Annotated in this window: 21 protein-coding genes; 20 read left to right on the forward strand and 1 reads right to left on the reverse strand. The window is 48.7% G+C overall.

What is annotated here, in order from left to right:
• Positions 1–97: 97 nt before the first annotated feature.
• The 3 genes from ggt to MKX35_RS28915 all read left to right on the forward strand — a co-directional run bounded on the left by ggt (position 98) and on the right by MKX35_RS28915 (position 3,793).
• The gene (gene ggt / locus MKX35_RS28905) at positions 98–1,675 is read left to right on the forward strand and encodes a gamma-glutamyltransferase (RefSeq protein WP_076298220.1); all 1,578 of its coding nucleotides are present in this window, start codon (positions 98–100) and stop codon (positions 1,673–1,675) included.
• A 149-nt stretch (positions 1,676–1,824) separates the two neighbouring features.
• Positions 1,825–3,096, forward strand: a complete 1,272-nt coding sequence (locus MKX35_RS28910) for an amidase family protein (RefSeq protein WP_076298401.1) — start codon at positions 1,825–1,827, stop codon at positions 3,094–3,096.
• A gap of 160 nt (positions 3,097–3,256) precedes the next feature.
• A complete protein-coding gene (locus MKX35_RS28915; RefSeq protein ID WP_143759276.1) occupies positions 3,257–3,793 on the forward strand; it encodes a hypothetical protein in 537 nt (178 codons plus the stop codon).
• Here the strand turns inward: MKX35_RS28915 and MKX35_RS28920 are convergent.
• Complete coding sequence (locus MKX35_RS28920) at positions 3,741–4,124, reverse strand: RidA family protein (protein WP_042185766.1); 384 nt, start codon at positions 4,122–4,124, stop codon at positions 3,741–3,743. The genes MKX35_RS28915 and MKX35_RS28920 overlap by 53 nt on opposite strands.
• A 239-nt stretch (positions 4,125–4,363) precedes the next feature.
• Here MKX35_RS28920 and MKX35_RS28925 point away from each other — a divergent pair, with 239 nt between their 5' ends.
• The 17 genes from MKX35_RS28925 to ade all read left to right on the forward strand — a co-directional run bounded on the left by MKX35_RS28925 (position 4,364) and on the right by ade (position 24,561).
• The gene (locus MKX35_RS28925; protein ID WP_076298219.1) at positions 4,364–5,938 is read left to right on the forward strand and encodes a PucR family transcriptional regulator; all 1,575 of its coding nucleotides are present in this window, start codon (positions 4,364–4,366) and stop codon (positions 5,936–5,938) included.
• A 38-nt stretch (positions 5,939–5,976) separates the two neighbouring features.
• Positions 5,977–7,101: an XdhC family protein gene (locus tag MKX35_RS28930; protein WP_076298218.1), complete on the forward strand. Its 1,125-nt coding sequence runs from the start codon at positions 5,977–5,979 to the stop codon at positions 7,099–7,101.
• Positions 7,043–7,615, forward strand: coding sequence for an NTP transferase domain-containing protein (locus MKX35_RS28935; protein ID WP_179086635.1), 573 nt, complete (start codon positions 7,043–7,045; stop codon positions 7,613–7,615). The genes MKX35_RS28930 and MKX35_RS28935 overlap by 59 nt, the downstream gene beginning before the upstream one ends.
• A 266-nt stretch (positions 7,616–7,881) precedes the next feature.
• Positions 7,882–9,042, forward strand: coding sequence for a BMP family ABC transporter substrate-binding protein (locus MKX35_RS28940; protein ID WP_042185773.1), 1,161 nt, complete (start codon positions 7,882–7,884; stop codon positions 9,040–9,042).
• 109 nt (positions 9,043–9,151) lie between these two features.
• Complete coding sequence (locus MKX35_RS28945) at positions 9,152–10,684, forward strand: ABC transporter ATP-binding protein (protein ID WP_076298216.1); 1,533 nt, start codon at positions 9,152–9,154, stop codon at positions 10,682–10,684.
• Entirely contained in the window at positions 10,681–11,823 is a 1,143-nt protein-coding gene (locus MKX35_RS28950) for an ABC transporter permease (RefSeq protein WP_076276663.1), read from the forward strand. Before MKX35_RS28945 ends, MKX35_RS28950 begins: the two co-directional genes overlap by 4 nt.
• 3 nt (positions 11,824–11,826) lie before the next feature.
• Positions 11,827–12,756, forward strand: coding sequence for an ABC transporter permease (locus MKX35_RS28955; protein WP_076298215.1), 930 nt, complete (start codon positions 11,827–11,829; stop codon positions 12,754–12,756).
• 58 nt (positions 12,757–12,814) lie between these two features.
• Positions 12,815–13,714, forward strand: a complete 900-nt coding sequence (locus MKX35_RS28960) for an FAD binding domain-containing protein (protein ID WP_076298214.1) — start codon at positions 12,815–12,817, stop codon at positions 13,712–13,714.
• Between the two features lie 34 nt (positions 13,715–13,748).
• The gene (gene pucD / locus MKX35_RS28965; protein WP_076298213.1) at positions 13,749–16,043 is read left to right on the forward strand and encodes a xanthine dehydrogenase subunit D; all 2,295 of its coding nucleotides are present in this window, start codon (positions 13,749–13,751) and stop codon (positions 16,041–16,043) included.
• Positions 16,030–16,566, forward strand: a complete 537-nt coding sequence (locus MKX35_RS28970; RefSeq protein ID WP_081382706.1) for a (2Fe-2S)-binding protein — start codon at positions 16,030–16,032, stop codon at positions 16,564–16,566. Before pucD ends, MKX35_RS28970 begins: the two co-directional genes overlap by 14 nt.
• Positions 16,567–16,570: 4 nt before the next feature.
• A complete protein-coding gene (uraD, locus tag MKX35_RS28975) occupies positions 16,571–17,083 on the forward strand; it encodes a 2-oxo-4-hydroxy-4-carboxy-5-ureidoimidazoline decarboxylase (RefSeq protein WP_076298212.1) in 513 nt (170 codons plus the stop codon).
• Positions 17,084–17,126: 43 nt separating this feature from the next.
• Positions 17,127–18,077, forward strand: coding sequence for a factor-independent urate hydroxylase (gene pucL / locus MKX35_RS28980; protein WP_076298211.1), 951 nt, complete (start codon positions 17,127–17,129; stop codon positions 18,075–18,077).
• Positions 18,077–18,481, forward strand: a complete 405-nt coding sequence (gene uraH / locus MKX35_RS28985) for a hydroxyisourate hydrolase (protein ID WP_076286308.1) — start codon at positions 18,077–18,079, stop codon at positions 18,479–18,481. Before pucL ends, uraH begins: the two co-directional genes overlap by 1 nt.
• A gap of 33 nt (positions 18,482–18,514) precedes the next feature.
• Positions 18,515–19,909 (forward strand): allantoinase, encoded by a 1,395-nt coding sequence (locus MKX35_RS28990; RefSeq protein WP_076298210.1) that lies wholly within the window; start codon positions 18,515–18,517, stop codon positions 19,907–19,909.
• Positions 19,906–21,147 (forward strand): allantoate deiminase, encoded by a 1,242-nt coding sequence (gene allC / locus MKX35_RS28995; protein ID WP_076298209.1) that lies wholly within the window; start codon positions 19,906–19,908, stop codon positions 21,145–21,147. Before MKX35_RS28990 ends, allC begins: the two co-directional genes overlap by 4 nt.
• A gap of 132 nt (positions 21,148–21,279) precedes the next feature.
• Positions 21,280–22,512 (forward strand): pyridoxal-phosphate-dependent aminotransferase family protein, encoded by a 1,233-nt coding sequence (locus MKX35_RS29000; RefSeq protein ID WP_076298208.1) that lies wholly within the window; start codon positions 21,280–21,282, stop codon positions 22,510–22,512.
• Between the two features lie 237 nt (positions 22,513–22,749).
• Positions 22,750–24,561, forward strand: coding sequence for an adenine deaminase (gene ade / locus MKX35_RS29005; protein ID WP_371916460.1), 1,812 nt, complete (start codon positions 22,750–22,752; stop codon positions 24,559–24,561).
• The last annotated feature ends 211 nt before the right edge of the window (positions 24,562–24,772 follow it).

Genomic DNA, 24,772 nt, shown 5'->3' on the forward strand with positions numbered 1-24,772 from the left:
GGTTATTTTGAGGTTTAGCGTAACCGATTGACAAGGGATTTTTATGTAATGTTAAATGACATTAATTAAGCGAGAAGTTAATAGGGAGATGGGGAACATGGCGGAGAAACCTGTAATAGGCACAAAAACAATGGTCGTCAGCCCTCATTATTTAGCTTCGGCCGCGGGTGCGCGCATTTTGGGAAAAGGGGGAAATGCCTTTGATGCGGCGGTGGCGGTTAGTGCGACGCTCGCTGTAGTCTACCCGCATATGACGGGGCTTGGTGGGGATTCGTTCTGGTTGACCTATAGTACAGAAGAGGCGCGTGTCCGGGCGTATAACGGAAGTGGACGGTCGGGTTACGGAGTTCGCAGAAGTTGCTATGCCGGGGAGGGAGCTATCCCGAGGCGGGGAATCCGCAGTGCCATCACCGTGCCGGGGATGGTGGATAGCTGGGATGCCATGCTCAGTAAGTATGGCCGCTTAACGCTGGCAGAGGTGCTGGAGCCAGCCATCGGCTATGCTCAGAGTGGGTTTCCGCTGTCGCCAGACCAGCGGAATAATACGCTGTTTGCTGGAGCAACGTTGTCGGCGGAGGCATCCGCGATTTATATGCCGGGTGGAGTGGCTGTGTCTGCTGGATCGAGATTTCAGCAGACACAACTGGCGACAACCCTGAGGACGTTGGCTGCGGGTGGACGGGACGCTTTTTATAAGGGGAAGATTGCTGAAGATATTTGTGATTATATGCTGGCAGCTGGGGGCTATCTCACACGGGATGATTTTGCGGATCATCAGGGGGATTGGGTCGAGCCGATTCATGCGGAATATCATGGGCATAAGGTGTATCAAGTGCCGCCAAACTCTCAAGGGTTTACGGGGCTGATGAGTCTTAATATATTGGAGCATTTTAATTTCGGAGAAATCGAGCATGGCTCTTATGAATATTACCACCTGCTTGTTGAAGCGCTGAAGCTGAGTTTTCGTGATCGGGATAGAGTGCTTACAGATCCGGATTTTAGTACTATTCCTTTGGTGCAGTTGCTGGATAAGAACTATGCAGGGCAACTAGCCTCTACGATCTCGATGCAAAAAGCGGCACAGCTGACAAGTCAGCCTATTGGTAGTGATACTGCTTATGCTGCGGTGGTGGATGAGGAGGGGAATGCGGTTTCCTTTATTCAGAGTTTGTATTTTGAGTTTGGCTCAGGTGTGGTGGCTGGGAATACAGGAATTCTGCTTCAGAATCGGGGTTCGTTTTTCTCGCTTGATCCGAACCATATCAATACGCTTGAACCGCATAAGCGCAGCTTCCACACGCTGATGCCAGCCATGGCCTGCCGAGAGGGCAAACCTGTGATTCTATATGGTACGCAAGGTGGTGAAGGTCAGCCGCAGACTCAAACGTTGCTACTTACAAGGATGCTGCATTATGGGATGAATCCGCAAACGGCTGTAAGTGAACCACGTTTTGTATGGGGGAGAACGTGGGGGGAACCTACGCAGGAGCTGAAGGTAGAGGGACGGGTAGCGGATGAGGTGCTGGCAGATCTGGCGGGAGCCGGTCATATTGTCCGGAAAGTGGAAGCATATGACGGGAGCGTGGGTCATGCTCACGCGATATCCATAGATGACAATGGATATCGTAGTGGGGGGACAGACCCGCGCTGCGATGGCGCGGCGATAGGTTGGTAGGGTGAGATGCTCCTATTATTTTGTAAGAAGAGTGTCATGGGAGAATCTAGTGTAGTGATACGAAAAGATTTTAGCAGGAATGATTAAGAGGATAGACCAGTTGATTAAGATCTTAGAATGAACGGTGAGGTGAGGATGGAGCTATGATTCTGGATAATCGGTATGGCGCGTTCATAGATTCTGAGCTAACAGTCGGACGTTTAGGGAATGGGATATTGGACGGAATGACCTTTGCTGTAAAAGATGTGTATGCGATCGCAGGGCACAGCTCTTCTGCAGGTAATCCAGATTGGCTGCGGAGCCACAATCCCTCTACAGAACATGCGGCAGTAGTACGCCAGCTGCTCCAATCGGGAGCGACGCTTCGAGGAGCGACTCATACGGATGAGCTGATGTACAGTCTGGGTGGTGAGAACCATCATTATGGAACGCCCATAAATCCCCGTGCCGCAGGTTGTATCCCGGGTGGTTCTTCTAGTGGATCGGCAGTAGCGGTAGCTTCAGGTAGTGTTGATTTTGCGCTCGGAACAGATACAGGTGGTTCTATTCGAGTCCCTTCCTCCTATTGTGGGGTGTATGGCTTTCGCCCGACGCATGGTGCTGTGAATATGGAAGGTGTGATCCCGTTATCACCGCAATTTGATACAGTAGGCTGGATGGCTGATCGTATGGGTGTGCTCCAGAAGGTTGGGGAGGTTTTACTTGGAAGTGGACGCATGACTGAAAAGGTAATGATGAGCATAGATGGAAATTTAGAATTGAATATAGAGAACGGTAGGGAAAAAAATGAAGAGGAAGAATTGGAGAATAATATACAAAAGAAAATGAGGACTTTATTTATCGCTACGGACTGTTGGGATTTGGTCGATCCAAAGGATGTGAGGAGTGTTCTAGTGAATGGATTGAACCAATTGAAGACTGGTGCTGATCATTTCTTCGAAACTGAAATAGCTCCAGAAGGATTGAAGGTCTGGATGGATGTTTTTCGAGAGTTACAGGGCAGTGAAATCTGGACAACCCATTGCGCCTGGATTGAGAAGGTGGAACCATTCTTTGGGCCAGATATTGCAGCACGGTTCTCTTGGGCTGCCAGCTTAGCGGGCAAGGACCACAGTATCGCTCAGAATAAGCGAAAGGAGATTTCTACCCAGTTGCGCAAGCTGCTGGGAGAAGATAATTGTCTTGTGATTCCGACAGTACCTGGTCCTGCACCGCTGCGTGGTGGGGATTTACGTCAATTGGAGGAGAATCGTAGTGGGGCGATGATGTTGAGCTGTATAGCTGGACTGGCAGGCCTGCCTCAAGTAACGTTACCTATGCTCTCTACAAATGGACTGCCGCTGGGATTGTCGGTTATCGCCGGACATGGTCAGGATCTTCGGTTACTCTCATGGGTGAAGGAGGTTTGGCGGCGGTCTTGAGATGACGGGACTTGATGGGTTTTGAGATGATAGGTGAAATTGGTTTTAAAAAAATGATCTCAATGTGATGAAGTAGGTTCAATAATGGTGTGTTAGAGTAAAAGATAAATTCAGCGCTCAAAAGTTGGCTTAAGACCAGTGTTTCAGTAAACACCTCCACGTGAAGAAGAAGAACGGTATAAATCCCGCAGAACTCAAGAATTTGGCTCGTATAGCTGAAAATAACGATATAAATCCCGTAGAATGCGCGAAATTGGCTCATATTGCGGGGAAGAAGGGCAAAAATGCTTCGGGATCCAGTAATTCCGGCGATATAGCCGAAAAGAAGGGTATAAATGCCCCAGAATCTAAGAATTCCGGCGATATTACAGGAAAGAGGGGGATAAATACCCTAGAATCCAGTAATTCCGGTCATATAGCCAAAAAGAGGGGTATAAATCCCCCAGAATCCAAGAATTCTGGCGATATTAAAGGAAAGAGGGGTATAAATACCCTAGAATCCAGTAATTCCGGTCATATAGCCGAAAAGAGGGGCAAAAATGCCCCACACCACAAAGGTCAGCGACACGCTCACGTTTCATCTGAACACGCAAACAAAGCACCTTCTGTGAAGAAGGTGCCATGCCCCGTGCCCCATCCGAGCTCTATTCTACGAATGCTTCGACTTCTATTTCTACTAACAATAGTGGATCAATAAGCGCTTTTACCTCTACCATGGTTGCTACAGGCTGAATATCTTTGAAAAATTCGCCGTGTGCTTTGCCGACTTCTTCCCAGCGTGAGATGTCTGTCACGAACATTCTTGTTCTAATTACATGCGACAAATCAGCATCTAGCTGGTTTAGCGCTTTTTCGATGGTATGTAGAATGAATTTCGTCTGCGCGTATGGATCTCCTACACCGACTATTTCCCCGTCTTGCATGGCTGTTGTTCCTGCGACTTCGATACGATTGCCGATTCGGATGGCACGAGAATATCCAACCACCGACTCCCAGGGTGAACCCGTAAACACTTGCTTTTTACTCAAAAGATCCCCTCCAAATCCATCCTAATATTGTCCGATCTAATTATACTACTCACACAAGTGATGTGAACTAAAGATTAATGATTCATCAGTTATGTTCATCTAATGTTATATTAACTAACATAATAACCATTAAATTTTAATTTGGCTCTATCCAAAGAGGTTCATTTTAATTATAATGTTACATAAAATAACATTATGAATCAAAAATGGTTCAATTGATCCTAAAAAGGAGGGATGGCATGCATCTTACGGTTGAAGAAGCGTTGTCCATTTATCCTTTGTCCGAGGCGAAGTTTATCGCGGGGTCCAAGGGGAAACATCGAATTGTGAAATCGATTAATGTGATGGACGCACCTGATATTTCGGATTGGATCAAAGAAGGCGAGATGCTGCTAACGACAGCCTATTTAATCAAGGACAATCTGGAGGATGCCTCTGCTTTGCTGCAGACGCTGAATCGAAGGGGCTCATCGGCCTTGGGTATTAAGCTGGGACGATTTTGGGATGAAGTACCGAAGCAGCTAATCGCAGAAGCGGAGAACCTTAACTTCCCCTTAATCCAGTTGCCGTTCCAGTTCACTTTTTCGGATCAGATGAATGGCCTGTTTCGCGCCGAGCTTAGCCGGAGCACTCATGTTTTGCAGAGCATAATGGAGAAGCAGAAAAAGCTGATGCAATTTGCCCTGCGATCTGTCCGCAGCCGTCCACTGTTTGACTCGGTGTCTGAAGTGATTGGCCATTCACTTGTGGTGGTTAGCGCACGCGGGGATGTAATCTATAACAATTCTGAATATCAGACCTCACAGCTGCTGGAGGGGTGGCCCTGGCAGAATCGTAATCAACGTTTTCGTGTAGAAGATCGTACAGGTTATCGCACACCCCTAATGCAAGGAGAAAAGTGCTCGGGATATTTATTGTATTGTTCCATCGACCCTTTATTGCTCCCGGTGGAAGAGAGCTTGTTCGTTCAGGGTGCTGAACTTATTTCATATCATATTTACTCAGGATACGAGGATTATTTTGAACAGGCAGAACATAGGGAGTTCAGTGGATTGCTGAGACGTTGTCTAAATGGTAACTTATCTTACGCCGATTTAGCACAGGCTACGCTCGAATTGGAAATTGAACTGCTTCAGTCGCCATTTCAACTAGTATTAACTGATATTGTTGCGACTGTTGAAGAACGCCAAAGTGAGCTGCTTAGATTAAAAGAAGAATACACTGAACACCCCGTACTGCGGGATTTAAAGGCCATTCATGTGATTGTAGACCAAGGATTATTGTCCATCTATCCGGCAGCTCTTCAGAGTCCTGAGCAATTTCGGGATGTAATCCAGGCTTGTTTTGACAACCTGAAGTTTGACAAGGGGTATTATCCACGAGCTGCGATAAGTAGTTGTAAATTGAAGCCGGATGGGCTGAAGGAGGCTTTTGCGGAGGTGAAGGAATGTATGGGGATGCTTCAGTTTGAGGGAGTGCATGGGAATGTTGTGCATTATCGGCAGCTTGAGCTTTCCTTGCTTCTTGGGCAAATCCCGACAGAGGTCATGGAGAAATATTGCAACGGAACGCTTAGAGGACTGCTTAGTCGTGAGCCGGAGTATGTGCGAGAAATGCTGCGGACGCTGGAGGTTTATCTAGAGAACGATGGGCATGTCAATGAGACAGCCAAAAAGTTGTTTATTCATCGGAACACGGCTACCTACCGGATCGAGAAGCTTAGTGAGCTCTTGGATGTCGATTTTAAAAAAATAAATGATCTAATGAGGCTGAAGCTAGTGTTCATGTTTCGGAGAATGCTTGGGCGGGACTAAGGTCTGGGTTGAAATGCAAACACGGAGGAGGGAGCCTCGTGAATACACATGAGATCGCAATTCATATTCAAACCCATAAGACGCCTGCGGTGCTGGCAACACTGATTGAGGTAGAGGGGCACTCGTATCGTAAAGCCGGAGCGGTGATGTTGTTTTTTGAAGGAGGTACGATTGGGAGCCTGAGTCCAGGTTGTCTGGAAAACGATCTGCAGCTGCGAACTTCTGAGATCTGGGAACGAGGGCTGCCCGAAATTGTGGAATACAACATGCTGTCTCCGGATGATCTGTCCTGGGGTGAGGTTGTCGGCTGTGGAGGCAAAATCAAAGTAGTGCTTGAACCCGTGCAGGGTCAGCTCTACAAGCTTTTAGTGCAGGCGAGTGACAGATTGGCTAGGGGAGAGAAGCTAATTCTGTTCCGCGAAGCATTGGAGAACGATTTTACCTATAAGCTGCAGCTGGATACTGATACTTCACTATCGCAGAACAAGCAACAACCGAAATTATCCCACTCGGCAAAAGAAAGCATGGCGGCAGGTCGCTTTATGGCCGCTTCAGCTGAATTGACAGCATTCCATACATGCTTTGTGCCTAAACCGCGGCTTGTGATTTTTGGCGGAGGACGTGATGTGGTTCCAATTGCGGAACTTGCTGACAGAGTTGGCTTTCGGGTTGCGGTTGCGGATTGGCGCGAAGGAAGCTTGCACAATAAGTTTCCTCGAGCTGAACAAGTAATTTGTTCCCCTATGGAGGTTGTTCAGCGATTGGGCGTAGCTAGAGAGGATTATGTATTGATTTGTAGTCATCAGCTTGGGCGGGATAGACAGTTCCTTGAGGGTGTAATTCCGCTAGCCCCGCTATACATCGGCATTATTGGTTCAAAAGCTCGGATAGCTCTTTTACTGGAAGGGCTTGAAGCTCCTGCATCTTTGCATGCGCCTGTTGGGTTACCCATTGGTGGAGAAGGTCCGGAGGAGATTGCGGTCAGTATTATAGCGGAAATTATTCAAATTAGAAGGGCGGGCTTACGAGAGCTGCCTAAAGGAGTGGATAGTATTGAAGGTAGCAGGAATATATTTGGCAGCGGGGCAGAGCAGGCGGATGGGCGTGTCCAAGGTTTCATTGAAATTGTCGCAGGAGGTCTCCCTCGGGAGCGTCGCGCTTAGCGAATTGGATCGCTGCAATCTTGAACCGCTTATCGTAGTGGTGCGTGCGGATGACAACTTGGAATGGCTGCCACCCGCGATTGAACCGCAAGGATCCAGACGTACCGAAACTTGCTTAACTGCACATCTAGGATTGTCTTTTTCACTGCGCTGCGGTCTTAATGCGGTATTGCCTTTACAGCCCGATGCAGTAGTTGTGGCGCTTGCGGATCAGCCATTTATTACTTCAGCATTAGTGAACCGTCTAATACAAACGTTTGAACAATCTCCGGAGATAGACTATGTCGCTAGCGTCAGCAATGGGTCGGCTATGCCCCCGGCTTTGTTCTCGAAGACATTGTTTCCAGCACTACAGGGATTAGATGGAGATCGAGGAGCTGCGGGGATATTGCGTTCACCTGATTATAAGGGGATTGTTCTGGAATCTGAGTCTGCCCATTATTTCATGGACGCAGATACAAAGGAGGATTTTGGTGAGATTCAGGAGCAATGGATTCTGAGAAATGGAAAGTGAAGTAAAAAGTAGTCTAAAAGGTAGTCTAAAAAGTAGTCTAAAAAGTAATCTGAAATAGTGTTCCTTTTCCACTTCTGGTCATATAATATGACATGAAACTCACCTTCCTAAAACCAATTAGTGCATTACACACAAAAAAAGTTCTGATTCTTATATTCATATACAAACGTATGTTATATAAATTTACGCCAAGGCCACCTCTAAGTATAGTAGAAGTACATTAATGGTTGCAGCCATGATGAGAGATGATTTGGAGGAGGAGAATTATGAAAAAAAGGGGTCAGTTCATAACATCTTGTCTTGCATTAATGGTTCTAATGACGGTGGCTTTGGTGGGGTGTGGCAGCAATAATAATACTTCTACAAATGCAACGGAGGCACCAGCGACAACTACAGCGGCAACAGAGGCAACTGCAACAACAGAACCGGCTGCAAAGAAACCGACGGTTGCTTTTGTTTATATCGGACCTCCAGGAGATGGCGGCTACACGTACCAACATGATCAAGGACGGCTGTATATGGAGAAGGAGCTTGGGATTAAAGCTGACTTTGTAGAAAATGTCCCTGAAAGTGCTGACGCCGAACGAATCATCACCGAGCTTGCACAATCACACGACATCGTGTTTACAACGAGCTTCGGGTATATGGATTTTACATTAAATGTAGCGGGCAAATTCCCCAACGTGAAGTTCCTGCATGCTTCGGGTTACAAAACCGCAGAGAACATGGGAACCTACTTCGGGAAAAACTATCAGGCCAGCTATCTGAGCGGCATAGCGGCAGGAAAAATGACCAAAAACAATCAGCTGGGTTATGTGGGCGCTTTTCCGATCAGTGAAGTGATTTATAACTTGAATGCTTACACCCTTGGAGCACAAAGTGTCAATCCTGATGTAAAGGTGAATGTGGTATGGACGAATACATGGTATGACCCGACGACTGAACGTCAAGCGGCAATCAGCTTGCTGGATAAGGGTGCGGATGTGCTTTTGGCCTATCAGGATTCACCTGCAACACTGCAGGCTGCTGCTGAACGAGGGGCTTTTGCCGGGGGAAATGACTCGGATATGAGCAAATACGCTCCGGACAATTATTTGACGAACCCGGTATGGAATTGGGGGCCGTATTACGTAAAAGCTGTGCAGGCAGTTATGGATGGAACCTGGAAGAGCGAGCAATATTCCGGTGATATGGCTGACGGTATGGTGGAGCTGGCTCCTTTCGGGAACAAGATCCCAGATGATGTGAAAAAGCTTGTCGAAGACGCCAAAGCCAAAATTATCAGTGGTGAGCTTGAGGTTTTCACAGGTCCGATCTCAGATAATCAAGGGAATGTGAAGGTTCAGGAGGGTCAGAAGCTGACCTTGGAGGAAGTGCTGGGCATGAACTGGCTCGTAAAAGGTGTGGAAGGAACTATCCCGCAATAATGTTTAAAAATAGGGAATAAGATGTGCACAATCTATGGGTGGGGCGGGTTCCGTTAAGCGGAAACTTCCCCACCCGTACTACAACTTGAAGGAAGGAGGGGTTCAGGCCATGCGGGGAACTTCAGTTGAAATGCGGGGGATTGTGAAAAAATTCGGCTCGGTAACCGCCAGTGATCAAGTCGACTTTTCGGCAAATGCGGGTGAGATCCATGCGTTGCTTGGGGAGAATGGGGCCGGGAAGAGCACGGTGATGAGCATGCTGTCAGGGGTGTACAGAGCAGATGAAGGAGAAATCTTCATTCATGAGAAAGGTGCTCAGATCCGTTCTCCTAAAGATGCTGCGCAGCTGGGTGTAGGTATGGTGTTTCAGAACTTTAGGCTGGTGCAAAGCCTCACAGCAGCAGAAAATATCGTGCTTGGCGAAAAGTCGTCTTTCTGGCGCGGCCGTAAGTGGATGAAGAACAAACGCGAAGAGATAGAGGCATTAGCGGAACGGTTTGGACTGAATTTCCCGGTGGATCGCCCGATCTGGCAGCTGTCCGTGGGTGAGCAGCAGCGTGTTGAAATCGTTAAGACGCTGTATCGCGGGGCTGACATTATTATTCTGGATGAACCAACCTCTGTATTGACCCCGGGAGAGGTGGAACAGCTATTTGAAACGCTGCGGGTCATGAAGCAGGCAGGAAAAACGGTCATTATGACTACTCATAAAATGAAAGAGGTTATGGCGTCCTCCGATCGGATTTCCGTCATGCGCAAAGGGAAAATGATCGCCACACTGACCACGGCAGATACAGATGAACTGGAGCTGGCTCGTCTGATGGTGGGCAAGGAAGTAACCATCACCCGTCAAGAACGGGAAGCCACTGAAGGGGATTCTTTATTAGAAGTGAAAGATGTGGACGTATATGCCGATCACGGGCGAAAAGCACTGGATCACTTCTCTCTGAACGTATGTAAAGGGGAGATTGTAGGCGTAGCTGGGGTAGCTGGCAACGGGCAAAAGGAACTGGCTGAAGTGTTAACAGGTCTTAGAGGCTGGAAAAGTGGTGAAATCACGTTTGATGGAAAAACGGTGAAATCGGCTTCGGTTAGAGGGGCAATTGATTCAGGAATCTCCCACGTGCCGGAGAACCGGATGAAGAGCGGTTTAGCTGGACGCCTCGGATCGGTGGATAATCTTTTGTTTAAGTCTTACCGCTCAGAGGAGCACTCCAAATTTGGTTTCTTGAAGTCCGCGAAGAACCGTTTGTGGTCACAGGAGCTGGTCCAGCGCTTTAACGTCAAAACACCTGAGCTGGAGACGCCAGTACAACAGTTGTCAGGTGGTAATCAGCAGAAGCTGCTCTTTGCACGTGAAATCAGTCATCGGCCTAAGCTGATGGTCGCCGTTCATCCGACACAAGGGCTGGATGTAGGTGCCACGGCTGGTGTTCACGACCTTCTTATGGAGTTGCGTGGTTCAGGTAGTGGCGTGTTGTTAATTTCGGAGGATTTAGATGAATTGCTTCAGTTGTCCGACCGGATTCTAGTGATCTATAACGGCTCAATTATTGGTGAGAGTACACATGAGGAAGCGAATCGAGAGAGCATCGGACTACTAATGGCTGGTATTCATAATAGAGAGGAGAGCGCCGTATGAGCCCGGAGAATGGAAGAAATACCGCAGCAGCTGTACTGGAACCCCTCCCCTCTCACTCCGGAAAACGATTCTCTCTACGTTTCGAATACGATGCCAGCCGCATCCGTTCTCCTTGGTGGACACCTATTGTATCTATAATTTTAGCGCTATTGTTGTGTGCCCTATTTATTGCGGCGAATGGCATGAATCCGGTGCTGGTCTATGAAAAAATGTTCCGTGGCGCATTTGGCACTGCGTATGGGCTCACGGAAACGATGGTTAAAGCGATCCCGCTACTCCTATGTGGGCTTGGGATTGCTGTGGCTTACCGCATTTCGGTATGGAATATTGGAGCAGAAGGCCAGTTAACCGTTGGGGCTATGGCGGCCACAGCGGTCACGATTTATTTTCCTGACTTACCTTCATTCTGGTCCCTGAGCTTAATGCTACTGTTCGGGATTGCCGCGGGTGCGCTTTGGGGACTATTGACTGCTATTCCGCGGACGCATTTTGGAGTGAATGAGCTAATCACTTCATTAATGCTGAATTATGTTGCCCTATTGGCGCTCGATTACGTGGTATTCGGACCTTGGAAAGATCCTAAAGGTTTTAATTTCCCGGGATCACCTATGTTTACTGCGGCTCAGTCGCTGCCTGTTCTCGGAAGTACAAGATTGCATATTGGATTGTTATTTGGACTTATCGCCGTTGTGATTTATTACTTAATGATTCGTTTTACCAAGTGGGGTTACGAGCTCCGTCTGATTGGGGCCAATCCTGTTGCAGCCAGATATGCGGGGATTCCTATCAAGCGCCATATTATTATCGTCATGCTGATCAGTGGGGGGCTCGCCGGGATCGCTGGCATGGCGGAGGTCTCCGGTGTTACACACAAGCTGATGCAGGGCATTTCACCGGGTTATGGATACACCGCCATTATTGTGGCTTGGTTGGCCAAATTGAATCCACTCGGTCTAATCGTTACTTCTATTTTATTCGGTGGCTTAATTGTTGGCGGATATAGTGTTCAAACCATCGGGCTGCCCTCATCGATATCAGAAATGCTGCAGGGCTCCATCCTGTTTTTCTTGATTGCTGGCGATATGATCTATCGTTTCCGCATTCGTCGTAGCCGGGTTCAGCTGAAAGGGGGGAGATAGGCGATGGATTTTACAACACAGCTACTTATTGCCGCTATTTCCGCAGGGACCCCGCTGCTGCTGGCTACGCTGGGAGGCATTCTAAATGAACGAGCCGGCATTATACAGCTTGGGGCTGAAGGTCTGATGCTGATGGGAGCGGTCACCACTTGTATCGTGTATATTCGCTCCGGAAACCTGTTGCTGGCTCTGCTGGCTACCGTAGCTGTAACGGCTGTGCTTGGTTTGCTGCATTCTTTTCTCTGTGTGACCTTGCGGGCGAATCAAACGATGTCCGGTCTTGCGATGACCTTGTTCGGCAGTGGGTTGAGCGCTTATCTTGGTAAACCAATCAGCGGCATTCCTTTGCCGGGAATCTCCCCTAAGCTGCATCTGGCTTGGCTGGAAAATGTACCGTTCATCGGAAAAATATTCGGCAACATGGATTACTTAACCTGGTTCAGCCTGCTGCTAGTGCTTGCTTTGCATCTGCTAATTCACCGCACTTCATGGGGCCTGCATTTGCGGGCAGTCGGAGACAGTCCGGCTACCGCAGATGTGATGGGGATCCGTGTGCAGCTTATCCGCTACAGCTATGTGATCACCGGTGCTGCTCTCATCGGCCTGGCCGGAGCGGATATGGTATTGGCCTATGCGCCAACCTGGAATGAAGGGCTGACAGCCGGTCGAGGCTGGATTGCGGTAGGGCTAGTGATTTTTGCCAGATGGAATCCGCTGCGCGCCTTGTTCTGCGCTTACTTTTTTGGGGCATTGGATTCACTTGGCTTCCGCATTCAATTGCTGGGCAGTGCAGTTCCGCCCTATTTTCTCAAAATGATTCCGTACCTTGTGACCATTCTGGTCCTGATGTACCTGGGGTACCGCAATCGCAACAAACCATCCGGTACACCGGAGGCGCTCGGAGTTCCTTATATTCGGGAACAAAGGTTTTAAGGCAGGCTATACGAGAAGGGAAGCGGCAATCTGGTACTCAAAAAGGGAGGCGGAGTGTATGGGAGTTATACGGGAAGAGGATGGAAGACTACCTGAAGTAATTCAACCCCACAGCCTGCACGAAGCTTGGGAGAGAAAAACGGCGTTTGGAGACAGTTCCCGATATGTCGCAGGAGGAACATTGCTGAGAACAGGGTGGGAAAATGGAACGGATCATATGCCCAAACAGCTGATTGATCTTCGGCAAATCACAAATCTCGGCGACATTACCTTAACGGAATTTCACTTATCTCTGGGCGCTCTTGTTCCACTCTCCCAGTGCCGCAGTAATGAGCATTTGCAGGCCGTGGCTCCTGCGCTGCAAGAGGCTGCACGTTGCATAGCGGCTCCGTCGGTGCGTAATCTTGCCACGCTCGGGGGCAATATCGCTTCTGGCTTCGGAGATATTCTACCTGCGTTACTGGTCTATGACGCGGAGTTAATCTCCTTTGACGGCAAATTTATGACGGCACTACCTTTGATAGAGTGGCTAAACAATCACTGGAGCGGGATAAAACCTGCGGCAGATCTTGTGGCTGAGATTCGCATCTCACCTACTCGCTTAGAGAGTCCCTTAATGGATAGGCTAGAAATTTTCCGTAAGGTTGGCCGCCGGGAAGCGTTCACCCCTTCACTTGTAACGGTAGCAATCTCAGCATCAATCGATGAGGAACTCCGTTTCCGTGAGGTGCGTATCGCCGCAGGTGGGGGCTCTGGGCGGCCGCAGCGACTAAGTAGGGCTGAAGTTATGCTTGAAGGTGTGAGGTATACAGAGGAGCTGTTGGCTTCTTTATATGAAGGGGTTGAGAACAGCTTTGAGACGTATAGTGATCCCTTTGCATCAGAACTTTACAAGAAAAAGACTGCTGGGAATTTGGTTGTATCTGAGCTGTGGAAGGCTATGAATATACGGAGTTAAGAGGTGAATAACCCGACGAAAGGAGAGAGGGAAAATGCTGCTGAATAAGGAATCCAGCGGTAGCCGCTGGCGTACACGACCCGATGGAGAGGGCAAGGTATCCGGTAAGCTGCAGTATTTGACCGACATGAGGGCAGAAGGAATGTTGATCGGCCGCGTGCTCCGCAGTGAGCAGGCACATGCTCGTATTTTGTCCATACGCATTGAGAAGGCCGTTGAAGTCCCTGGTGTACACGCTGTAATTACTCATGAGGATGTGCCCGGACTTAACGGCTTTGGCATAGCTTTGCCGCATCAACCGGTATTTTGCAGTGACCGTGTGCGTTACACTGGCGATGCGATTGCGGCAGTCGCGGCAGAGACGGACGAAATTGCGGAATACGCCTTATCTCTTATCGAAGTGGATTATGAGCTTCTACCCTTACTCGAGAATCCGGAAGAGGCGATGAAAAAGGACGCAATTTTGCTGCATGCCGAGGGAAACGTGCTTCATCATACGGAATATCGGAAAGGGGAGCCGGAAACGGTATTTACGGATTGCTGTCATGTGGTAGAGGAGACTTACTATACACCACGCCAAATGCACACCTATATGGAGACTGAAGGTGGACTGTTTATCCCAGAGGATAACGGACGGCTTACCGTATATTCAGCTACACAACATGGGTTGATGGATCGCCTGCAGCTATCCAGAATTCTGGCTATTCCTCAAGAAGATATTCGCGTCATCTCGAGTCCTATCGGCGGGTCCTTTGGAGGAAAAGACGAGCTGAATGTACAGCCATATGGAGCGCTGCTCGCCTTGCGGACACTCCGTCCGGTAAGACTGCATAATTCGAGAGCTGAATCGGTACGTGCAGGACTAAAACGCCATCCCATGAAAATCACCATGAAAACTGGCTGCGACCCCGAAGGAATCATCAGGGCACATCAGGTCAGAATTATTTCGGATACGGGAGCTTACGCAACACTGGGGGCGGAGGTGCTCAACTTTGCGACAGAACATGTGATGGGCCCCTATATCATCGATCATGTGGATGTGAAGGGTTTTGCTGTATATACCAATAACGGTGTATCTGGTGAATTTCGCGGTTTTGGCGGCAATCAGGCGATTTTCGCTTTGGAGGGACAAATCGATCGGTTGGCTGAGCGATTGCAGATCGATCCGTGGGAAATGCGCCGCCGCAATTTGCGTAAATATGGAGATCTGGGGCCGCTGGGTCAGGAAATTGCTCAGACCGATGGTGCCTTTCAGGTGTGGGAAGCGCTGGCGGGTTCGCCTCTTATGACTGAGGCCGCATCTACAGACAGTGATTCAGGTGTTGTGGAACCTTGGATCGTAACTGGAACGGGTGCTGCTATAGCTATGCATGGTGCAGGACTTGGCTATGGTATTCCCGATCCGGCGGGTGGCAGGCTCTCTTTGACGCTAGAGGGCAAGATTGAGGCGGTGTTTGGTTACGAGGAGTTTGGTCAGGGGTTAATCGCAACAATGGAACAAATGCTGATTGAACAGTTTGGCTTGGCGGCAGAGGATCTAAGCATCGTCATTGGCGATACGGATGTTGTGCCCGATAGCGGATCTAGTACGGCTTCCCGATCAACCAGCATGATGTGGATGGCCTTGAAACGGCTGCGTCCAGACTTCACCGCTCGAGTGCTGCAGGCAGCTGCGATGATAAAGCCAGAGCTGGATAACTATGAAATGAAGCTCGGCCCTGGTGGTATTTGGCTAAAAGACGGCGGTCTGCTTCTGACTTACAAGGACTTGGCACAGCATATTTCAGAACCCATTGTCTGTAATACAAAGTTTACTTATCCAACCACACCCTTTAAAAGAGTGGGGGCACATTTCCTATACACCTATTCCGCAATCGCGGTCCGTGTGGAAGTTAATCTGCTTACAGGACGTGTTCGTGTACTGGACCAATATCATGCGGTAGCGGCGGGACCGGTGGCTAATCCGCAAGGTTATCTCGGGCAGATCGAAGGTGGCAGCAGTATGGCGGTAGGCTTCACTTTGTCAGAGGATGCTGTGATGTCAGGCGGCAGCTATGTCACCAAAAATTTAGACACCTATTTGGTGCCGACCATTGCCGACATGAATGGCAGCATTCAGGTGCAGCCGATAGAGGATTTGCCGGATCATGACACGTACGGTCCTCGCGGCATTGGAGAGGTGGGTTCCGTCAATTTAGCTCCGGCAGTCGTGTCAGCCATATTTCAGGCTGTAGGGAAGCGGGTAACCAAGCTGCCCATTGATCCCGAATGGCTGCAGTCTACACCGTTTATTCCACAAAAGGTGGTGAACATCCATGCCGAGCCATAATTCAGATCCGAATCTAGATGAAGATAACCTTGACCCCTTATCGTCTGAGGAAGCTTTTGCAGAAGAAAGGTTCACCTTTAATTGCAATCTCAATGGGAAAGCGATATCCACGGAGATTCCACCCTCCCGCCGGCTTTTAAATGTCATACGTGAAGATTTGGAGCTGACCGGCACAAAACGTTCTTGTGAGATTGGCCGCTGCGGGGCATGTATGGTGCTGGTGGATGGACGTCCAGTGAATTCATGTCTGGTCATGGCCTATCAATGCTCAGGTGCGGAAATTACAACAATTGAGGGTCTTAGTGAAGTAGGCCTGCATCCCGTTCAGCGGGCTTTTTTAGAAGAGGGGGGGTTCCAATGCGGTTATTGCACACCAGGGATGGTCATCTCGGTGGTTGCTCTGCTGGAAGAGAACCCGCATCCTACTCAGGCTGAAGTGGAAGAAGCTTTATCGGGTAACATTTGTCGCTGTACGGGGTACGGTGGCATTTTACGAGCTGTTAACAAAGCTATTGGAGGTTGAGTGGATGGTCGTTTCTGAAGGCAGGTTTACGTTGGAAGAGATAAATGCCATGAGTATAACGGATTTTGTGAAGCATCTAGGCGGCATTTTTGAACATTCACCGTGGGTAGCAGAGGAGGCTTATAAGCAGATTCCATTCCATTCTTTAGAGCATTTGCATAGCACAATGATGCAGACCGTACTGAGTGCTGACCGGAGCCGAATGGAGGGACTATTAAAAGCTCACCCAGATTTGGCGACTAGGCTTCAAGTTACGGCTTTGTCTGCCTCTGAGCAGCAGGGAGCTGGACTGGATTGGCTAACAACGGAAGAGTTCAATCTATTAAATGATCTGAATCGAAAGTATACGGACAAATTTCATTTTCCTTTTATTCTAGCTGTTCGTGGCAAAAACAAAGATGACATTATCAGCGCCATTGGAGTTCGAGTAGAGCGTTCCCCTCAGGAGGAATGGGTTCAAGCCTTTTCTGAAGTCGGTACAATTACGAGATTTCGCCTAAGTGATTTAATTATTTAATTATTCATTCATTCATTGATCATAAACGGGGAGGTTGTCAGCCATGCTGGAACCAATTAACGGACGTACAATGTTTTATGGGAAAAGTGATGTGTTAACTTATCGTACCTATGCTAAACCGCTGGCCGTTACCCCCGTTCCCGAATCTTCCTTCACGGGCTGCGACAACATTATATTCGCACATAATATTACATTCGCGGTCACGGGCGAAGCGTTTCTTCCTTCTTTTTCAGAGGGGGATAATTCCATGGTCGTTGCTACCGATTCTATGAAAAATTTCATTCTGCGCAATACCGCGGACTACACTGGAAGCACAACGGAGGGGCTACTGCAGCTTCTAAGCAGCCGTTTTCTCGATAAATACGATCATGTCACCGCAGTTTCAGTTTCCGCAGACCGGTTACCTTTTGAACAGGTGATGGTGCCCGGGGGTGAGGGGCTTAAACAGAGTCATTTAGTGCTGCGTCACTCCAATAATGAATCTTATTCCGCTTCGCTGACAGTAAAACGTGGAGAGGATGGGACTGAGGTTATCGCTCATGAATGCCGATTGAAGGATTTACAGCTGATAAAAGTGAGTGGAAGCTCGTTTTATGGATTCGTCCGTGATGAGTACACAACATTGCCGGAGAGCTTTGACCGTCCGCTTTATATTTTTCTGAATATTAACTGGACCTACAGTGATGTTGAGCATGCTCTGGATGGAGATCTAGGCCAATATGTGGCTGCGGAGCAGGTTCGCGATATCGCCCATAGCGCTTTTCATGAGCTGAACAGTCCATCAATCCAATCGTTGATTTATCAAATTGGGCTGCGCTTATTGTCCCGTTTTCCACAGCTGGCTACCGTTTCATTTGAGTCCAATAACCGGACTTGGGAAACCATTGTTGAGCCTGAAGAAACTAAAGGTGGAGTCTTCACCGAACCTCGTCCACCCTATGGTTTTCAGGGCTTTTCTGTTAGCCGTGCAGATCTGGTCGGAGAGACAGCGTAATGAGCGGGCGTCTTACCACCCATGTGCTGGATCTGTCGCGGGGGATTCCTGCTACAGGTCTGACGCTTCAGCTCTGGAAGCTTACGGATGGGGTGAGCAAGCTCCTGTGTGAAGAGGTCACGAACAGTGACGGGAGGCTGGATGCCCCTCTGCTCGAGGGAAACGAGATGGAGGCTGGATGTTACGAGTTGCTGTTTATGGTCGGCGATTACTATCGTAGAGCTGATGCCAAAGCGTCAGCAGCTGACATAGGAGTAACAGAAAGGTCAGTAGATACTCAACGTGAGATGTCTTTTTTTCTAGAACAGATACCTATTCGCTTTCATATAGAGAGCTCCATGCAACACTACCATGTACCTTTGCTAGTAGCTCCTGGTGGATATAGTACGTATCGGGGAAGTTAGGAGAAAGTTGACGACCGGAGGAGGTGGCAGCTCATGAAGGAATCCTATGAACTTGTGATTAAGAACGGGAATGTAGTGCTGCCCGATCAGGTACTCAAGCTGGATATTGCAGTATCAGAGGGTAAGATTGTCGCACTTGGAGAGGAACTTTCGCTTGCGCCGCTAACCAAAGTCATCGACGCAGATGGGTTCTATGTCCTCCCCGGTATGATTGATATGCATGTCCACTTTAATGAACCAACGTTTGGACATTGGGAAGGCTTTCGCAGCGGTTCTGCGGCGCTGGCAGCTGGCGGCTGTACAACCTATGCAGATATGCCGCTTAACGGCAATCCACCTACTGTGAACGAGGCTGCGCTTTGTCAAAAGGTAGATGCTGCGGCTGGAAACTCTGCCGTTGATTATGTGCTGTGGGGTGGTCTCGTTCCGGGAAATCTGGATGATTTGGAAGCATTGGCAGCTGCTGGCGTCACTGGGTTTAAAGCCTTTCTCTCCAATCCTGGAGGGGAGGGCGAAGGCAGATTCCGTGAAGTGGATGAGGATACACTCTATCAAGGGATGCAGCGAATCGCTTCTCTGGGCGGGATTCTGGCGCTGCATGCAGAAAGTGAGGATATCACGGCGGTGTTGACCGCAGATGCAGTGCGAAATGGCAGAACCAGCGCAAGTGATTTTGCGGCTTGCCGCCCTGCTGAAGCAGAGCTGGAGGCAGTGTCCAGGGCGCTGCTGTACAGTGAACGTACTGGTTGCCGGTTGCATTTTGTTCATATCAGCACGGCCGCCGCCATTGAGAAAATCTATGAAGCTAAGCTTCGAGGTCTGGACGTTTCGGCAGAAACCTGTCCACATTATCTGGTCCTCACTGAAAATGATATGGAGGCTTTAGGCCCTGTGGCGAAGTGTGCGCCTCCGCTGCGAAGTGCGGTGGAGCAGGAGAAGTTATGGGAGATGCTGGCCCAAGGCAAAATCGATCTGATTGCTTCGGATCATTCCCCCTGTCCAACGGAATTGAAGGTGAAGCCGGACTTGTCTTTTTTTGCAGCTTGGGGTGGGATCTCGGGTGCGCAGAGCAGTCTGGAGCTTATGTTCCATGAAGGCGTGAATGTGCGGGGGTTGCCTGTTACATTAATTTCCAGTCTGCTCGCAGGGCAACCCGCAAAACGTTTTGGAATAGAGCATCGTAAAGGCGCTATAGCCCTAGGTCTAGATGCCGATCTAGTTCTGCTGAATCCAAGCACAACCTATACGCTGACTGCGGAGGATTTATTGTATCGCCACAAGCACAGCCCCTACATCGGAAGAACTTTATCCTGCAAGGTAGTTGCTACGATCTGCCGCGGGAATGTGGTCTATACCTCTGAAGAAGGAGTGATCAGTGAGGGAGGTGGACAGTGGCTGCGAATTAGGAAGGAGCAGTACAGCCTATGAATGATTCCAGTGTTCAAGCGTCGACTCAGAAACTGCTGGAGCTGCTGGAGGAGCTGGCGGCATTCACCACACCTGGGCCAGGAGTTACTAGACTGCTATATACGGAGGAATGGAGTCAGGCGCAGATTTTTTTGCAGGAAAAAATGGCTGGACTCGGCTTAGAAGTTTCCATAGACAAGGTTGGCAATGTATATGGACGATTGAGTGGACGCGATCCGCAGCAAAAGGTTATTTTAACCGGATCGCATATCGATACTGTAGTCAATGGCGGAAAATATGATGGTGCCTATGGGATCGCTGCGGCTATGATTGCGCTTCAAGATTTGCAGAGGAACTTTGGCCAGCCGCAGCGGACGCTTGAGGTCGTATCTTTTTGTGAAGAAGAGGGGAGCCGATTTCCGCTTGCTTATTGGGGTTCGGGCCATGTCACGGAAAGGTATGACGGAAGCGAGGCCGAGACCTGTATAGATGCAGAGGGAGTGACATTACAGGCAGCAATGACGGAATCCAGCTTTTTGCAAGGTGTAACAGATGAGAATGGGGCCAGAAATGATATTGGCGCTTTTGTAGAGCTGCACATTGAGCAGGGAATTATTCTGGAGAAGACAGACACTCAGATAGGCGTAGTTCAGGGGATTGTTGGTCAGAGACGATATGTGGTCAAGGTCAGTGGTATTGCTAATCATGCGGGCACGACACCGATGTTGATGCGGCAGGATGCACTGGCTAGTGCGGTTGAAATGCTGTATGTGCTTGAAAGTGCTGCTAAAACGGCTGGTGAACCTCTTGTAGCAACCTCGGGCAAGCTTGAGGTGTATCCGAATACGCCAAATGTGATCCCGGGTGAGGTTCTTTTTACATTAGATATCCGCCATAGTGAAGAGGACGAACTAGAACGTTTCTGTGAGAAGCTTCTTGCGGAATGTAATGAAATTGCTGTTAAACGTGGGGTGACTCTTGAGGTTACATCCGTGCTCCACACAGTCCCTGCGCCTATGGATACGAAGCTATCTGCAATGCTGGAAAATATCTGCCGCCAACAGGTGAAGACGTACCGCATGATGGTAAGTGGAGCGGGACATGACGCCCAGCTGTTTGCGCCGCGTTGCCCTACTGCGATGATATTTGTGCCAAGCCGAGCTGGCATCAGCCATTCTCCGGAAGAGTATACTTCCCCTGAGCAGCTCGTTGCTGGGCTTGAGGTGCTGACTGCGATGTTATATGAGTTAGCTTATTAAAAGAGTTCGTCGAACTTTAAAATATAAGGAAGTATATGTTTTACTCTATACTTTATCCTTATATTTCTCGCTGAAACGGATGCCGTCCTTTAAAGGACGGCATAGCCGTTTCTACTTGAAGGGAGGATCATCATGAAGCGTTACGAAGATTTGTCACCGTCCCTGCGCTGCATTATGACTCCGGGTCCGGTGGAGGTTGATCCGCGTGTCCTGCGGGCGATGTCTTTTCCGGTGCTGGGGCAGTTTGATCCAGAGTTCACCTCTATTATGAATGAAACGATGGAAATGCTGCGGGAGCTGTTCGCTACCCGAAATGCATGGGCTTACCCTATAGATGGGACCTCTCGCGCTGGTATTGAGGCGGTGATGGTCAGCTTAATCCTGCCGGGGGAACGTGTGCTGATTCCGATCTTTGGCCGCTTCGGACATCTGCTTCATGAGATTGCCGAACGTTGTGGCGCTGAGGTATTCGTTCTGGAAAAGCCATGGGGAAGCGTGTTTGAACCGGAGGAAGTGATAGCGGCTATGGAGACTTTTAAGCCAAATGTGGTAGCGATGGTGCATGGTGAGACCTCTACAGGACGGGTGCAGCCACTTGGGGAAATTGGCAGAGCCTGCCGCCGAATGGATGCTCTTTTCATAGTTGACGCAGTTGCAACTCTTGGGGGCATTCCTGTCGAAACGGATGCTTGGATGCTGGATGCGGTCGTAGGAGGTACACAGAAATGCCTGTCCGTCCCCTCCGGTATGGCACCAATAACATATAATGATCGCGCTGAAGCTAAGCTCATGACCCGGAAGCGAGTGGAGCGTGGGATCAGAACTAGTGATGTCCAGCCAGGTGACTTATCTTTTGTCCGCAGCAATTATTTCGATCTCGGCATGCTTCAGGATTACTGGAGTCCACAACGTCTCAATCATCATACAGAGATGACCTCAATGCTTTATGCACTGCGGGAGGGCTTGCGGCTTACCCTTGAAGAAGGGCTGGATGCCAGATTCGCCAGACATATCCTCCATGAAAAAGCACTTGTAGCTGGATTAACAGCTATGGGGCTTGAACTTTATGGGGAGCCGTCCTGCAAACTTACCGTTGTTACCTGTGTGCTGATTCCTGAGGGCATAGACGGGGAATCTGTACGCACGCTGCTGCTGGAGCGGTTCGGCATTGAAATTGCCAGCTCCTTTGGACCTCTGAAAGGAAAGATTTGGCGCATTGGCACGATGGGCTTTAGCTGCCGTACGAATAATGTGCTGCGTTTGCTTGGAGCTTTGGAAGCAGCGTTGCTGCGACACGGATTTGAAGTTTTTTACGGACTTGGTGTTCAAGCGGCACTTGACGTATATGAGGAAAACGTAAGATAATCGTTGGAATAGATGCTGGCGGGTGAGTTCATACCAGGGGCATGTCCGGAGTGTTGGACAATCTTTGGATTAAGAAAACGGCTATCATCTACAGGGATGACGGAGCCGTTTTTTCGTACAATATCAGATTTGCCAACTATGATATCAACACAGCCGATGGTTAAGCAATCCTCTATTATTATGAATCTATTCACTACATCAAGAACGCACTTGGATACTAACGGGGGAGAGATGAAAATGACAACTTTTACAAGAAAGCCTTTAGCAGATTGTGTACCTGAGCTTGTGGCTACGGCAAGAGGAGATAAACCGGCAACACTAGTAATTACAGGTGGAAAGCTGGTTAATGTATGCTCTGGTGAAATTTTAGAAGGAATGTCTGTTGGTATACAAGGTGGACGTATCGCTTATGTTGGTAAAGATGTGACATATATGATTGGTGAAGGAACGCAGGTCATTGAGGCGAACGGTAAGTATATAGCTCCGGGACTACTCGATGGCCATTGTCATATTGAGAGCACACAGCTGACCGTTACTGAATTCTCCCGTGCGGTTCTGCCGCTGGGTACAACAGGTGGTTTCTTTGATGCTCATGAGATTGCTAATGTATTCGGGCTGAAGGGGATTCAATTGATGCTCGATGAGATGCGGGGAACACCGTTAGCGGCTTACATGCAGGTGGCTTCTTGTGTGCCTGCGGCAGGTGCGGAATTCGAGACAACGGGAGCTTCTATTGGACCAGAAGAAGTGGCAGAAGCCTTTACTTGGGGACCCGATGTGATTGCGCTGGGTGAAGTGATGAATTTTCCTGGCGTTGTTTATGGCGATGAGAAAATGCTTGGCGAAATTCAAGCTACGCTGCGGGCAGGTAGATTTGTAGATGGTCATTTCACATGGCCTTCCAGCGACTGGAGATTGCCCGTGTATGCTGCGGCAGGTGTGACTGGCGATCATGAGTGTGTGACGGCAGACGATGTGATTGAGCGCGTTAGACTGGGGATGTATGCCAAAATGCGCCGGGGTTCCGCTTGGCATGATGTGGCTAAAACAATTACGGCCCATACAGAACACGGCATAGATACACGCCGAATGATGCTGGTAACGGATGATCGTAGTTCGGAATCCTTACGAGATGAAGGGCATATGAATTTCGTCCTGCGTGATGCTATTGCTCAAGGTGTTAAGCCTATAACGGCTATCCAAATGGCTACCATTAATACTGCTGAACGCTTTGGTTTAGCGCGGGATATCGGATCTATTACTCCGGGTTCTTTTGCAGATATCATCCTTTTAGACGGGAATTTGGCGGATATTAATGTAGTGCTGACAATTGCCGCAGGTGTAGTAGTTGCGGAGAACGGAGTAATGACGGCAGAGCTTGCTAAATTCGCCTATCCGGAGGAAGTGTTGGCTTCGGTTCATTTGCCACAGCGTCCTACTTCAGAAGATTTCATTATTGCTGCTCCAATTCAAACAGGTGAACTTACTACAAGAGTTATTAAAGTAAGAGAAAATCATGTGGAGACTATTGAGCGTATGGTTTCGATACCTGTAGTGGAGGGGCAACTGGATGTAAATGCTATAGAAGGTTTGTGCAAAATCGCAGTGCTCGAACGTCATAAAGGTACAGGCAATAAATCAGTGGCCGTTGTCGAAGGCATTGGATTTAAAGAGCCGGCTGCCATTGCAATGACGGTTGCTCACGATAGTCATAATGTACTCGTCATCGGCAATGATGATGAGTTAATGGCTAAAGCTGCAAATGCGGTGGCGGATGCCCAGGGTGGTGTTTGCATGATCACATCCAGTGAGGAAACATTATTCCCGTTGGCTATTGCAGGTCTAATGTCCACGGAACCCTTCGAAATTGCTGCTGCAAAATCAGCTGCGATCAGCAAAGCGCTATATGATGCTGGCTGTACTTTGAACTACGCATTTATGACTTTATCGTTGCTTGCATTGGCGGTTATCCCGACGCTACGCATCACGGATAAAGGACTTGTTCGGATCTCGCCTGAAGGAATACAGTTAGTGCCATTGTTTGTTTAAGTAAAGTTAACTGAATAATAATTAGGCAAAAGACTGTTTTGAGGTCGATGATGACCATTCAGAACAGTTTTTTGTTGTGAAAATAAGAAAGACTAATTTTTTAAATATAAATATTAAACAGATGGACAAAGATTGAAACATTTTTCTGTGGAATTAATGAAAAAATATTAACAAAGCGTAGTCAGTTGACGATAATAATGTTAAATTAGAT

The organism is Paenibacillus sp. FSL R5-0923 (assembly GCF_038009145.1).
Lineage (GTDB): Bacteria > Bacillota > Bacilli > Paenibacillales > Paenibacillaceae > Paenibacillus_AQ.

Bases quoted from the DNA above. Each gene is read 5' to 3' on its own strand.
- ade (WP_371916460.1), top strand. From the start codon at position 22,750: ATGACAACTTTTACAAGAAAGCCTTTAGCAGATTGTGTACCTGAGCTT.
- uraD (WP_076298212.1), top strand. From the start codon at position 16,571: ATGGTCGTTTCTGAAGGCAGGTTTACGTTGGAAGAGATAAATGCCATG.
- MKX35_RS28960 (WP_076298214.1), top strand. From the start codon at position 12,815: ATGGGAGTTATACGGGAAGAGGATGGAAGACTACCTGAAGTAATTCAA.
- MKX35_RS28955 (WP_076298215.1), top strand. From the start codon at position 11,827: ATGGATTTTACAACACAGCTACTTATTGCCGCTATTTCCGCAGGGACC.
- ggt (WP_076298220.1), top strand. From the start codon at position 98: ATGGCGGAGAAACCTGTAATAGGCACAAAAACAATGGTCGTCAGCCCT.
- MKX35_RS28990 (WP_076298210.1), top strand. From the start codon at position 18,515: ATGAAGGAATCCTATGAACTTGTGATTAAGAACGGGAATGTAGTGCTG.
- MKX35_RS28970 (WP_081382706.1), top strand. From the start codon at position 16,030: ATGCCGAGCCATAATTCAGATCCGAATCTAGATGAAGATAACCTTGAC.
- allC (WP_076298209.1), top strand. From the start codon at position 19,906: ATGAATGATTCCAGTGTTCAAGCGTCGACTCAGAAACTGCTGGAGCTG.
- uraH (WP_076286308.1), top strand. From the start codon at position 18,077: ATGAGCGGGCGTCTTACCACCCATGTGCTGGATCTGTCGCGGGGGATT.
- MKX35_RS28940 (WP_042185773.1), top strand. From the start codon at position 7,882: ATGAAAAAAAGGGGTCAGTTCATAACATCTTGTCTTGCATTAATGGTT.
- pucD (WP_076298213.1), top strand. From the start codon at position 13,749: ATGCTGCTGAATAAGGAATCCAGCGGTAGCCGCTGGCGTACACGACCC.
- MKX35_RS28925 (WP_076298219.1), top strand. From the start codon at position 4,364: ATGCATCTTACGGTTGAAGAAGCGTTGTCCATTTATCCTTTGTCCGAG.
- MKX35_RS28950 (WP_076276663.1), top strand. From the start codon at position 10,681: ATGAGCCCGGAGAATGGAAGAAATACCGCAGCAGCTGTACTGGAACCC.
- MKX35_RS29000 (WP_076298208.1), top strand. From the start codon at position 21,280: ATGAAGCGTTACGAAGATTTGTCACCGTCCCTGCGCTGCATTATGACT.
- pucL (WP_076298211.1), top strand. From the start codon at position 17,127: ATGCTGGAACCAATTAACGGACGTACAATGTTTTATGGGAAAAGTGAT.
- MKX35_RS28945 (WP_076298216.1), top strand. From the start codon at position 9,152: ATGCGGGGAACTTCAGTTGAAATGCGGGGGATTGTGAAAAAATTCGGC.